At 34.2% G+C, this 12,555-nt stretch carries 15 protein-coding genes; all 15 read left to right on the top strand.

Features of this window, described 5'->3' with window-relative positions; genetic code table 11:
• Positions 1-9: 9 nt before the first annotated feature.
• The 15 genes from SD1D_RS04310 to pyrH all read left to right on the top strand — a co-directional run bounded on the left by SD1D_RS04310 (position 10) and on the right by pyrH (position 12,523).
• Positions 10-453: a chemotaxis protein CheW gene (locus SD1D_RS04310; RefSeq protein WP_058257783.1), complete on the top strand. Its 444-nt coding sequence runs from the start codon at positions 10-12 to the stop codon at positions 451-453.
• Positions 454-476: 23 nt separating this feature from the next.
• Positions 477-1,106: a chemotaxis protein CheC gene (locus SD1D_RS04315; protein WP_242955251.1), complete on the top strand. Its 630-nt coding sequence runs from the start codon at positions 477-479 to the stop codon at positions 1,104-1,106.
• Between the two features lie 8 nt (positions 1,107-1,114).
• Complete coding sequence (locus SD1D_RS04320) at positions 1,115-1,603, top strand: chemotaxis protein CheD (protein ID WP_058257784.1); 489 nt, start codon at positions 1,115-1,117, stop codon at positions 1,601-1,603.
• A 34-nt stretch (positions 1,604-1,637) separates the two neighbouring features.
• A complete protein-coding gene (locus SD1D_RS04325) occupies positions 1,638-1,931 on the top strand; it encodes a hypothetical protein (protein ID WP_058257785.1) in 294 nt (97 codons plus the stop codon).
• Positions 1,932-2,029: 98 nt separating this feature from the next.
• Positions 2,030-2,797, top strand: a complete 768-nt coding sequence (locus SD1D_RS04330) for a FliA/WhiG family RNA polymerase sigma factor (protein ID WP_058257786.1) — start codon at positions 2,030-2,032, stop codon at positions 2,795-2,797.
• A gap of 100 nt (positions 2,798-2,897) precedes the next feature.
• Positions 2,898-4,502 carry a DUF342 domain-containing protein gene (locus SD1D_RS04335; protein WP_058257787.1) on the top strand — a complete coding sequence of 535 codons (1,605 nt, stop codon included), beginning with the start codon at positions 2,898-2,900 and terminating at the stop codon, positions 4,500-4,502.
• A 66-nt stretch (positions 4,503-4,568) separates the two neighbouring features.
• Complete coding sequence (locus tag SD1D_RS04340) at positions 4,569-4,877, top strand: hypothetical protein (protein ID WP_058257788.1); 309 nt, start codon at positions 4,569-4,571, stop codon at positions 4,875-4,877.
• Positions 4,878-4,924: 47 nt separating this feature from the next.
• Complete coding sequence (locus SD1D_RS04345) at positions 4,925-5,521, top strand: DUF6115 domain-containing protein (protein ID WP_058257789.1); 597 nt, start codon at positions 4,925-4,927, stop codon at positions 5,519-5,521.
• Positions 5,499-6,125, top strand: a complete 627-nt coding sequence (locus SD1D_RS04350) for a hypothetical protein (protein ID WP_058257790.1) — start codon at positions 5,499-5,501, stop codon at positions 6,123-6,125. The genes SD1D_RS04345 and SD1D_RS04350 overlap by 23 nt, the downstream gene beginning before the upstream one ends.
• Positions 6,126-6,266: 141 nt before the next feature.
• Complete coding sequence (gene rpsB, locus SD1D_RS04355) at positions 6,267-7,046, top strand: 30S ribosomal protein S2 (RefSeq protein WP_058257791.1); 780 nt, start codon at positions 6,267-6,269, stop codon at positions 7,044-7,046.
• 101 nt (positions 7,047-7,147) lie between these two features.
• Positions 7,148-8,080, top strand: coding sequence for a translation elongation factor Ts (tsf, locus tag SD1D_RS04360; protein WP_058257792.1), 933 nt, complete (start codon positions 7,148-7,150; stop codon positions 8,078-8,080).
• Between the two features lie 138 nt (positions 8,081-8,218).
• Positions 8,219-9,466, top strand: a complete 1,248-nt coding sequence (locus SD1D_RS04365; RefSeq protein ID WP_058257793.1) for a hypothetical protein — start codon at positions 8,219-8,221, stop codon at positions 9,464-9,466.
• A 154-nt stretch (positions 9,467-9,620) separates the two neighbouring features.
• Positions 9,621-10,934, top strand: a complete 1,314-nt coding sequence (locus SD1D_RS04370) for a polysaccharide deacetylase family protein (protein WP_157893095.1) — start codon at positions 9,621-9,623, stop codon at positions 10,932-10,934.
• A gap of 22 nt (positions 10,935-10,956) precedes the next feature.
• On the top strand, positions 10,957-11,724 hold the full coding sequence (locus SD1D_RS04375) for a bactofilin family protein (protein WP_058257795.1): 768 nt from the start codon (positions 10,957-10,959) through the stop codon (positions 11,722-11,724).
• 94 nt (positions 11,725-11,818) lie between these two features.
• Complete coding sequence (pyrH, locus tag SD1D_RS04380) at positions 11,819-12,523, top strand: UMP kinase (protein ID WP_058257796.1); 705 nt, start codon at positions 11,819-11,821, stop codon at positions 12,521-12,523.
• Positions 12,524-12,555 lie beyond the last annotated feature (32 nt).

The following is a 12,555-nucleotide window of genomic DNA, read 5'->3' on the forward strand; positions in this document are numbered from 1 at the left end:
GTCGTAAATATGGGAGATGTTAGTTCAAAGCAATATATTGATGTCAGACTGGGAAGTAATTTATATGGTATAGATATAAAATATATTGATAATATTATTGTAATGCATAATATTACCAGGGTGCCTAAATCACAGCCATATTTTCTTGGTGTAATTAACTTAAGGGGAGAGATAATTCCCATTATGAGCTTAAGAAGAAAACTGGGGCTAGAAGATGATGAATTTACTGAAAGTACTAGAATTATGATTATTAAGCCCGAGCCTTCTGCAGCCCCTGTAGGACTTATTGTTGATGAGGTAAATGAGGTTATAACTCTTGAAGAAGAGAATATAGAAAAGTTTAATTATACTGACGAGACTAAGGCCGATTATAGTGAAGGCATAGGTAAACATGGGGATGATTTAATAAATATATTAAATATACTTGAATTAATTTATGAAAAGAATGAATAAAGAATAATAGGGGAGGTGCAGTAGTGTCAGATATTGATTTAAATAAAATGAATAATATGCAGTATGATGTGCTACGAGAAATTGGTAATATAGGTGCCGGAAATGCAACTACAGCACTTTCCCAAATGATTAACTCCAGGATTGAGATGAAGGTACCTAAAGTAGAAATATTAGAGTTTAGTGAAATAGCTGAAATTGTCGGTGGACCAGAAAAAATTGTTGTGGGTATCTTATTTACCCTTGGTGGAGATATAGATGGAATGATGATTTTCATGACGGATAAACCGGCTTCCATGCACATGGTTAATATTCTTCTTGGAAATCAGAAGCAAACTAAAATTGCTGATGACTATGAATTTAATGAGATGGAGTTGTCAGCCCTTAGTGAAATCGGTAATATAATAGCCGGTGCTTATTTGTCATCTTTATCTACCCTAACTAATTTAAAGATACTCCCCAGCATACCTTATTTGGCAATTGATATGGCAGGTGCCATACTTAGTGTACCGGCCATTGAGTTTGGAAAAATCGGGGACAAGGGCCTTTTGATTGAAACTGAATTTGGTGATAAGGATAAGGCGGTAAACGGTTATTTTATCCTTATCCCATCATTGGATTCATATGCAGCCATACTAAAATCTTTGGAGTTATAGGAGAATACATGAACAACAATATGATAAAAGTAGGCATGGCTGATGCCAATGTATGTGTTCCACCGAATACAATTACGACTCTAGGACTGGGTTCCTGTGTAGGTATTGTTTTATATGATCCGGTTAAGAAAATTGCAGGATTGGCACACATCATGCTACCAGATAGTACAAAAATAATGAATAATTCTAATAAATATAAATTTGCTGATACAGCTATAGATGCCCTTATTATAGAAATGGAAAAAATAGGTGCAGACAAAAGAAGTTTAATTGCAAAAATCGCTGGAGGAGCACAGATGTTCAGCTTTGGTAACAATGTAGACATGATGCGAATAGGCGATAGAAATGTAGAAGCTACGAGAGACAGACTGTATAAATTGGGGATTCCAATTCTTGCAGAGGATACAGGTTCCAATTATGGTAGAACTATAGAATTTAATCCCAAAACAGGTTTACTACACATCAAATCTGTTGGCATGAAGGAAAAAATCATTTAAAAATCCCCATAGAAAACTGATGGAAGGTGAAAGGATGCGTGACAGGTTAATACCGCCTCTAGTTACACTGACAGCGGGTGCAATAACCTGCATAGTTGATATATACCATAAGGCTGAACTAATACCAAGCTTAAAGCGGCTATTATTAGTCCTTATTATTTTTTATATTATTGGCCTTATTGCAAAGGCTATTATAGTAAAGACTTTGCAGCAAAAATCAAAAAACGATGACCAAGTAAATGATGATATAATGGCCGATGATAATCATAATAATGATAATCATAATAATGATAATTATAATGATGATAATTATATAAAGAATGAATGATAATAAAGAAGGCAAAGTAAAAGAATAGGAATGGCTAATAAAGAGAAAATTAAACTTAGGATATATAGCTTAAGATTTCCGGTTAATTAGGAGGCAGTATGGATACTGATAACAAGCAGAAACTTTGGGAGGAATATTCCAAGAACAAGACTTTTGAACTTCGAGAAAGAATAATTATTGAATATGCTGGATTGGTTAAGCTTGTTGCAGGTCGCCTTAGTATGTATTTTGGATATAATGTGGAGTATGAAGATTTAGTCAGCTATGGCATTTTTGGTTTAATCGATGCCATTGATAAGTTTGATTATAGTAAAGGTTATAAATTTGAGACTTATGCATCCTTAAGAATTCGTGGGGCAATTTTAGACCAGATACGTAAGTTGGATTGGATTCCCAGAAGCATACGTCAAAAAAAGCGAAAACTAGATAAAGCATATCAAACTCTTGAGGCAAGATATGGCAGAAATATTAGTGATGAAGATTTAGCAAAGGAGCTGGATATTTCTCTAAAAGAATTAGAAGACTGGCAAAATCAAACTAAGATTACAAATCTTATATCCTTAGAAGAATTTTTAGATCAAGGTAGTGAAGCTAAAACTGAACAGTATTTTGCCAATACCTTTGAACAACCGGAAAGAATAGTGGAACAACAAGAGCTTAAGGAAATACTTGCCAAAACATTAGATGCATTAACTGAAAAGGAAAAAAAGGTTATAGTGCTTTACTATTATGAGGACTTGACCTTGAAGGAAATAAGTAAGATCATGGGAGTTTCTGAATCTAGGGTATCACAATTGCATACAAAAGCATTGCAAAAAATGAAAGTAAAATTAGGAGTGAATATGGATGTCCTTACTAGCTATTAAAAAGTTTGGACCTCATATTCACAAATTATTATTAAGGAATATTATATCACGGATTATAGTCTATCTGTGATTATATATAAGGCTCTGAAGGGAGGCAATAATGAGGGCTAAAAATGCTTATTTCCAATTGACAACAAAAGAAGATGGAACATATTTGAAACTTTATAGTTCTGAACCTGGTGGACAGGAAATAAATTACGATGAATTGAGGAACTATTTAATAGATAAAAAAATATACGAGTTTGATAAAAAAGCTTTAGGAAAGGCTCTTGTAAACTTAAAAAATGAGACTGAAGTAAAGCTGACATCAGCCATGCTTCCTCCTCAGGATGAGGCAATGAAAGTTATAATTGATAAGGGAGGAATGTATGCAGGATGTAGGTTTTATCCTCCCAGTAATAATGGAAAGCTTCTAACAAAAGATGATATTATATCCAACTTGTCCAGTTATGGAGTTAAATATGGAATTGATGAGACCAACATTGTAAAATTCCTAAATGATCGCAGATACTGCACCGATTATATTATTGCTAAAGCCACCCCTCCTATACAAGGCCGTGACGCTGTTGTTAAATATCACTTTAATACGGATTTTACCTTGAAACCTAAGACAAATGAAGATGGTTCAGTTGACTTTCATCAACTAGATATTATTAGTCATTGTAAAAAAGGAGATATTCTTGCCAGCTTAACACCTGCAGATTATGGAAAACCCGGAATGGATGTATATGGAAAAGTCTTGCCACCTAATAAGGTTAATAATAAGGTACTTAAGTATGGTAATAAGGTTAAAATATCTGAGGACGGCCTAACCCTATACTCAGAGGTTGACGGTCATGTTACTTTAATAGATGGTAGGGTTTTTGTATCTGATACCTTTGAAATACCTAAAAATGTTGATACATCCACCGGCGATATAGATTATGACGGTAATGTAATTATAAAAGGTAATGTTATTACAGGATTTACTGTTAAAGCCAAAGGTGATATTGAAGTTTATGGCGTAGTAGAAGGGGCCTATATTGAGGCAGGGGGCCATGTTATCTTAAGACGGGGCATGCAGGGAATGAATAAAGGTATTTTAAAAGCCCAAGGTAATATTATAACAAAGTTTATTGAAAATGCTGAGGTAATAGCCGGAGGTTATATAAATACTAACTCCATCTTACATAGTAAAGTATCGGCAAAAGGAGATATTATCGTATCCGGAAGAAGGGGATTTGTAACCGGCGGTATGATCCGGTCTGGAACTTTAATATCTGTAAAAACAGCCGGTTCTCATATGGGGACAAATACAATACTGGAGGTTGGAGTTGATCCTAAAGTTTTGGATGAATTTAGGGAACTGGATAAAAAAATAGCTACTATTGAATCGGAGAAGGAAAAGGTTGCCAAGGCTGTTGAAACTATACGAAAAAGAATACAATCCGGTGCGGACATTAATTATGATAGATTAGACAAGCTCAAAAAATTAACTCAGACCAGCCTTATATTAAATGCTCAGCTTAAGGAAGTAAAATCCAAATATGATATTCTTAAGTTAGAGATAGAGGCTAATGAGCAGGGAATGATTAGTATTTCCGACACTGTATATCCCGGAACCAAAATAGTAATATCAAATACTATATATCACGTTAAAGAAAAAATTCATAATAGTAAGTTTATCCGTGATAGAGCAGATATAAAAGTAATACCATTATATTAATATTTAGGCATAATAATTTGACATCCCCGGTAATTCATAATAAATTCTTTTAAAGGGGGAATGAAAATGCCAATAAGGCCTATTGATATTGTCAGATCTCATGAGGCTTCCCAGTATAAGCAAGTTCAAAATCAGAAAGTATTGCATGAACAGGTGCAGATAGAAAAAAACTTTCAAAATATGATACAAGAAAAGGCCTCAAAGCCTGTGGAAACTACTAAAAGTGATAATAAAGAATTTAGGTATGATGCTAAAGAAGAAAGTAGGAATAAATATAAAGGTTCAGACAATAAAAGAAATAAAAGCCGGGATACTAACAAAAGTAAGGAGACTATTAATAAAGCAAAACCCGGAGGTATTGATATACTAATCTGAGTAATTTACCTATTATAAAAATAACTTGAATGTGAATGGAGTAAGTTATGGATCTATTAGAAATCGTAATGTTACTTATAGGAATACTTATGATTATTTTAAGTTGCACCTTAATTAAAGAACCAGAAAAAAAAGGGGAAACAGGTTCCTATGAGATAAATACCAAGGATAATATATTTAGTCAGAAAGAATTCGACCAGATCAAACAGCATCATACCGATAAATTATCCTTAATAAGCGAAGAGATTATTGAAAAGACTGAAGATTATCTAAATAAGCTGTCTAATGAAAAGATTATGGCAGTCAGTGAATATTCAGATCAGATTCTTGATAAAATTAATCGAAATCATGAAGAAGTAATATTTCTTTATAATATGCTTAATAATAAGGAAAAAGAGATGAAGGAAACAGCAATAAGGGAAACAGTCAGCAGCAAAAAAAGCGATGTAGAAGAAAAAAAAGTTCCTGTAAAGGCAAAGAAAAAGCAGGTATCACAAGGTGAAGATAGCCGGCCTGTTTCTCTTAATAACACAGAGATTTTAGAGCTTTATTCTAAAGGCAAATCCATCATGGATATTTCTAGGCAGCTGGGAGTAGGTCAAGGAGAGGTTAAGCTTATAATTGACCTGTTTAAAGATAAATAATAAAAAGCCTGTGGCATTGAAGAAGGACGTGGATATCAAAATGAAGCTTAAGTATTATTTAAGAGGTATTGGTGTCGGGATTCTTATAACTACAATTGTTTTTTCATTTAGTAATAAATTTAATAAGAAAGATAAAATCACCCAAGAGGAAAACATTACAAATGAAAATCAAAATGAGAATCAAAAAGATAATTTAGAAGAACTTATAGAAAAATCCTTAAATTCCTCGGATAAGGATAATTCAGATATAGATACTGCCCACAAAGGAGAAAACTTAAATAATTCCAATCAGACAAAACAAGAGGAAGCAAATCAGAGTCCCGCAGATGATGATATGCAGATGTCTAATGAAGAACATGATACTAATCTTCAACAGGAAGAAGGGGAAACTGATAAAGAGATAGATTATATAACATTTTCAATTGAAAGTGGAATGTCCTCCCGTGAGGTTGCTAAGCTTCTTTATCAGAACGGTTTAATCGAGGATGTAAAGGATTTCAATGATTATATTATAGAAAATGGTAAGGCAGAAGTTATCCGTATTGGTACTTATACTTTGCCAAAAAATGCTGATTATAAGTTAATACTAGATACAATAACATAAAATATCCTTTACATAATTAATTTATTATGGTATAATCACAACGTTAAAATAACACGTATACTGATTTCATGGTTGGTGCCGGATACCGGTCTACATGAAAAATGATGTGTACGGATGATATTAACCAAATGGAGGTAAATTATGAGTATTATTTCAATGAAGCAATTATTAGAAGCTGGTGTACATTTTGGACATCAGACAAGAAGATGGAATCCTAAAATGGCGGAGTACATCTACACAGAGAGAAACGGAATCTACATCATTGACTTACAAAAGTCAGTTGTTAAAGTAGATGAGGCTTATGCAGCTATTAAACAGATTGTAGCAGATGGCGGAACAATTCTCTTTGTAGGTACAAAGAAGCAGGCACAGGATGCTATTAAAGCAGAAGCAGAGCGCTGCGGTATGTACTATGTAAATGAAAGATGGTTAGGTGGTATGTTAACCAACTTTAAGACCATCAAGAGTAGAATTGACAGATTAAGAGAAATTGAAAAAATGGCTGAAGACGGTACATTTGATATCCTTCCTAAGAAGGAAGTTATTCAGATAAAGAAAGAATGGGAAAAGCTTGAGAAGAACCTTGGCGGTATCAAGAACATGAAGAAACTTCCCGATGCTATATTCGTAGTAGATCCTAAGAAGGAAAGAATCTGTGTTCAGGAAGCACATACCCTTGGAATTCCTCTAATCGGTATCGCAGATACTAACTGTGATCCTGAAGAGCTTGATTATGTAATCCCTGGTAATGACGATGCAATTCGTGCAGTTAAGTTAATAGTTTCTAAGATGGCTGATGCTGTTATTGAAGCTAATCAGGGAGTACAACTAACAGATACAACTGAAGAAGCTGAAGAAGCATCTGCTGAATTAGAAGCTAATAAGGATGCTGAAGAAGTAGTAGAAGCAGTTACAGAATAATGTGTGGATGGGTCTGTTGCAGATGTAGGCTTACCTTTTGGTTAGTATCAGACATAACAACAGTCCCATTTTTTAAAATATAATCATTTTGGAGGTAAATAATGAATATAACAGCTAGTATGGTAAAAGAGTTAAGAGAAATGACCGGTGCAGGTATGATGGATTGTAAAAAAGCACTATCAGAGACTGGCGGCGATATGGACAAAGCTGTTGAGTTTTTAAGAGAAAAGGGTCTTGCTGCTGCAGAGAAGAAGGCAGGAAGAATTGCTGCAGAAGGTGTTATTGATACAAATGTTAGCGAGGACGGAAAAGTTGCTTCTATCGTAGAAGTAAACAGTGAAACAGACTTTGTAGCTAAGAACGATAAGTTTAAAGAATATGTTGCGGCTGTTGCTGCTCAGGCAGCTAAGACAAATGCTTCAAATATTGATGAATTTCTTGAAGAAAAGTGGGAATTAGATCCTACTAAGACTGTTAAGGAAGAGCTTTCTTCTATGATAGCTATTATCGGTGAGAATATGAATATCAGAAGATTCGAAAAGCTTGTTTCTGAGAACGGATTTATAACTTCCTATATTCATGGGGGCGGCAGAATTGGTATATTAGTAGAGCTAGAATCTGATGTGGTAAATGAGGAAGTTAAAGAAGCTGGTAAAAACATAGCTATGCAGATTGCAGCTATGTCACCTAAATATATTAGCAGAAATGATGTTGCAGAAGATTTTATTGCCCATGAGAAAGAAATTATAAAGGCTCAAATAAAGAATGATCCTGCTAATGCAAGCAAGCCTGAGAATATTATTGAGAAGATGATTGAAGGCAGACTTAATAAAGAACTAAAGGAAATCTGCTTACTAGACCAGGTATATGTTAAAGATGGAGATATGAACGTTGCTAAGTATCTTGAGTCTGTATCTAAGCAAGTAGGTACCACAATCACCGTAAAACATTTTGTACGTTTTGAAACAGGTGAAGGCCTTGAGAAGAAAACAGAAGATTTCGCTGCTGAAGTAGCTAAACAGATGGGACTGTAGATATCAGATACCGTATATATTGACAATATAATATAAGCATATAATGTACTGAAGAGATTATCCTTAAGGATATAGACCGGGGTCTTGGCAATGTGTGCCTAACCCCGGTTTTTTCAACACGGAGGGAGAGAGGATAAATTGGTTACATCAGAGCAAAAAAAGGTCTATAAGAGTATACTAAAAGAAAAAAAAGCTATTCTAAACAGCGCCACTAGAAAAAGTAAGCTGACCTATTTTGTAACTTTGTTATCCGGGGCTGTTCTAGGCATATCCCTAGTAATAATCGGATTTATCCTAGAGGAAAATAAAATTATAAGGCATGGTTATTTTAAATATTATACTTTGTTGGGGTTTGCACTATTATACCTTTTCTTTTTTCTACATATTATCATACATGAGGCAGGACATTTGGTTTTTGGTTTAATAAGCGGATATCGTTTTCTATCTTTTCGTATATTCTCTATAATATTTGTAAAGGTAGACGGCCATATTGTAAGAAAAAGATATTCTTTAAGAGGAACAGCAGGACAATGCCTTATGTATCCCCCTAAAAGAGAGTATGACGGAAGCTTTCCATTTATACTTTATAATTTAGGGGGCAGTATAGCAAACCTAATATTTTCAGTGGTCTTTATAATTCCGATAATTATCACAGACAATGCAATAGCCCGTACCATATATATTGCTTTTTCCATGGCAGGCATCTTAACAGCTGCTACCAATTTACTTCCGATGAATCTTGGGGTTCAAAATGATGGCATGAATCTGAGGCGTCTTTTAAAAGATAAATATTCACAGGAATGTTTTTATCTTCAACTAAAGATTAATGCAGATCTAAGTGATGGTAAATCAATAACAGATTATAGTTTGGATACCTTTAGTATACCTGAAGAAGCGGATGAAAAAGATTTGATTGTGGCAAGTAATTATTTTTATTCATATTATTGGCTTTTAGCCAAGCAATATTATGAGTCAGCATATAGATATCTATTAGATATGTCAGAAAGATTATCAAGGTTTCCTGTGGCTGCAGTAAATATGATATATGCTGAGCAGTTGTTTTTTGCGGTTCTGAAACGTAAGCCGGTTGAGGAGATTGCTGCTCTTTATAGCATGGTAAGGTTTCTGTTTGCTGGAGGAAAAGACAATGTTGCCATTAGAAGGATTCATTATATTTATGAAGCCTTATTAAGCGAGGATGAAAAGCAAGATATAATGACATTAATCGGTAGGAAAGGATTAATGAGATGGAAGCAAACCGATAGGGAGAAGCTATACGGAGACTTTGTGGAAACAGTAAGAAATCATCCGGTTTTGGGAGAAGCAGAAATGCACATGTCCATTGTTAATTATTGTATGGAAAACTATATAAAGAAAAGTTATTAATAAAATATGCCTCAATAGATAATTGCTATCTATTGAGGTAATTTTATTGATTATTTTATTGAAAGATTTTGATTAAAGGTGTATTTTCCAATCAGTTTATGCTACAATAAAGAGAAGAAAAATAGTCGGTGAGGGTGAAAAAATGCAGGAAAACATGGATAAATCAACGTATAGGATAAATATAATACCTGAGGATATTAAGGAAAGAAAGAGAAAGACTGCATTGATTGTGATATTATTGTTACTTACCCTAATACCCACCATATTATGTATTATATTAGGAATACGTTTAGGCAAATTGAATAATCAGGTTGAGAAACTAGTATATAATAATAAATATAAATTTGAGCAATATGCAAATGCTTCAGGCACTACTAATAGTAATAGCGAACTTTTAAATTTTGTAAAAAAGATTCTTGGTAAAGATAGTAATATTGCCTACGTAGATGAATTTGACATAGGAAGGATTCCTAATCATTCTGAAATATCTGATAAAGATAATGTATCTTCAGATCAAGAAGGTAAGACGGAGAAGGATAATACATATAAGGACAGCGATAAAGAGCCTGATAATAAGAATAATATAAATAAAGATAAGGATAATAAAAGCTCTGACAGCAAAAAAAGCAATAATGAAGATGCCGATACTAAGGATGCAAAGAAGGATAAGTCTGATATCAAAGAGAAGGATTCTGATAAGGATATAACACAAAAGCCCCCTGAAAAAACTGATAATAAAGATCAGAAAAAGGAAGAGTCCAATAAAGATAATAAGGATAAAAAGGATAAAGAAGACATTTCCAAAGAGGAAAAAGAATCGGAAGCTAATTTTAAAAATAAAAAGGTATACTTAACTTTTGATGACGGTCCAACTTATAACACAGATAAAATTCTTGATATCTTAGCTGAATATAATGTTAAGGCTACTTTTTTTGTTATCGGTAGTACTGATGAAGTGGATAAGGAGAGATATAGAAGGATTGTAAATGAAGGACACACCCTTGGTATGCATTCTTATTCCCACGATTATAATAAGATATATAATTCTTTAGAAGATTTTGATAAAGACTTTACAAAACTAATGAAATTGTTATATGATACTACTGGATATACACCCACTATATACCGCTTCCCCGGAGGCAGCTTAAACCATGTCAGTAAAAGTGATATGAAAATATTTATTAAATACTTGATTGAAAAAGAAATGAACTATTATGACTGGAATGTAGTAAATGGGGATGCAGAAGGTGTAGATTATACAGAGGAAGAAATGATTGATAAAGTATTAGAAGGAGTGGCAAGTAAAAAGACTTCCATTGTACTTATGCATGATGGCCATGGTAAAGAAAAGACTGTAGCTTCTTTGCCAAAGCTATTGGAGGCACTTATATCCAGAGGAGCCGAGATTTTACCTATGGATGAAAATGTTCCGCTTATTCAACAGATCAAGGTTAGCAGCGTAGATTAATACATAAGGAGGTTTTGAACTGATGGCTTCTTTCAAGAATTTCAAGGAGGATTTTACGAAAGCAGTTAATCAACTAATTCCGGAAGATAACGATGAAAGTACTGCTAAAGATTATATGGTAGATACCTTGGATGATAAAAAGAAGTATAATATGGTACAGGATACAGTTCAAGTTAAAGATAGCGGGACAAAAGAGGGTACCGGTTATGATGGTGTAGAAGAAAAATCAGAAGGATTTATGGAGGGCAATGAAGTAGATATGGAAGAAAACGTGGATCTAGAATTATTAGATGCTTTAAATGCCAATACTTCTGAAGAAAATGTAAGTGCAGCCTCTGTAGGTGATGAAAGTGAGACAACTATAATTTGCAAAGGCACTACTATCAACGGTGATATATCAACCGATGGTTCTCTAGAAATTATGGGTAGTATTACCGGTGATGTGGAATGTCAAGGAAGATTATCAATTAGCGGTAAGGTTATAGGTAATTGTACTGCTAATGAAGTTTATCTAAGTACAGAACGGCTAGAAGGCAGTGTTAAGAGTGAAAGTAGCATAAAGGTTGGATTAGGTACTGTTGTTGTAGGTGATATTGTAGGTACATCTGCTGTAATTGAAGGGGCAGTCAAAGGTGAGATTGACATTAAGGGTCCTATAATTATTGACTCCACTGCAGTTATAAAAGGAAATATCAAAGCAAAATCAATACAGATTAATAACGGTGCAGTAATCGAAGGATTCTGTTCACTTAGCAACTCTGATATTGAAATAGATAATGTTTTTGAATAACTTGCTAATTCCGGTTTATTGTGATAGATTAATATCGGTATAGTTAAAGCTAATAATATCTTAAAAAGACGTTTGATATGGAGGCATACTTTTTATGAAAAAATTTAACCGGGTTTTATTAAAGCTTTCAGGTGAGGCATTAGCCGGAGAAAGAAAAACTGGCTTTGATGAAGATACTTGTATCAGAGTCGCTAAACAGGTTAAGACACTGGTGGATGAAGGTATTGAAGTAAGCATAGTAATTGGCGGGGGTAATTTCTGGAGAGGAAGAAGCAGTGAGACTATCGACAGAACCAAGGCAGATCAGATTGGTATGCTTGCCACTGTTATGAATTGCATCTATGTATCTGAGATTTTCCGCTATGTAGGAATGAATACAAAGATTTTTACACCCTTTTCTTGTGGTAGCATGACGGAGCTATTTTCTAAGGATGAGGCTCTTGCGTGCATGAGAAACAAAGGGGTAGCCTTCTTAGCCGGAGGGACAGGGCATCCCTATTTTTCTACGGATACTGCAACTGTACTTCGGGCAATTGAACTAGATTGTGACATTATCTTAATGGCAAAAGAAATTGACGGAGTCTATGACAGTGATCCCAAATTAAATCCGGAAGCGAAAAAGTATGATGTAATTTCAACACAAGAGTTACTGGATAAAAAACTGGGTGTCATTGATCTTACGGCTGCTGTTCTTAGCATTGATAATAAGATGCCCATGCTCTTATTTGGGCTTTCCGAAGAAGATAGTATTATTAAGGCAGCCCAGGGAAATTCAAATGGTACAATAGTTACTGTTTAAAACAACTTGCATATAAGATAAAATAATATAGG

The organism is Herbinix luporum (genome assembly GCF_900070325.1).
Taxonomy (GTDB): Bacteria; Bacillota; Clostridia; order Lachnospirales; family Lachnospiraceae; genus Mobilitalea; species Mobilitalea luporum.

Bases quoted from the DNA above. Each gene is read 5' to 3' on its own strand.
- SD1D_RS04310 (WP_058257783.1), top strand. From the start codon at position 10: ATGGGAGATGTTAGTTCAAAGCAATATATTGATGTCAGACTGGGAAGT.
- SD1D_RS04320 (WP_058257784.1), top strand. From the start codon at position 1,115: ATGAACAACAATATGATAAAAGTAGGCATGGCTGATGCCAATGTATGT.
- SD1D_RS04325 (WP_058257785.1), top strand. From the start codon at position 1,638: ATGCGTGACAGGTTAATACCGCCTCTAGTTACACTGACAGCGGGTGCA.
- SD1D_RS04330 (WP_058257786.1), top strand. From the start codon at position 2,030: ATGGATACTGATAACAAGCAGAAACTTTGGGAGGAATATTCCAAGAAC.
- SD1D_RS04335 (WP_058257787.1), top strand. From the start codon at position 2,898: ATGAGGGCTAAAAATGCTTATTTCCAATTGACAACAAAAGAAGATGGA.
- SD1D_RS04340 (WP_058257788.1), top strand. From the start codon at position 4,569: ATGCCAATAAGGCCTATTGATATTGTCAGATCTCATGAGGCTTCCCAG.
- SD1D_RS04345 (WP_058257789.1), top strand. From the start codon at position 4,925: ATGGATCTATTAGAAATCGTAATGTTACTTATAGGAATACTTATGATT.
- rpsB (WP_058257791.1), top strand. From the start codon at position 6,267: ATGAGTATTATTTCAATGAAGCAATTATTAGAAGCTGGTGTACATTTT.
- tsf (WP_058257792.1), top strand. From the start codon at position 7,148: ATGAATATAACAGCTAGTATGGTAAAAGAGTTAAGAGAAATGACCGGT.
- SD1D_RS04370 (WP_157893095.1), top strand. From the start codon at position 9,621: ATGGATAAATCAACGTATAGGATAAATATAATACCTGAGGATATTAAG.
- SD1D_RS04375 (WP_058257795.1), top strand. From the start codon at position 10,957: ATGGCTTCTTTCAAGAATTTCAAGGAGGATTTTACGAAAGCAGTTAAT.
- pyrH (WP_058257796.1), top strand. From the start codon at position 11,819: ATGAAAAAATTTAACCGGGTTTTATTAAAGCTTTCAGGTGAGGCATTA.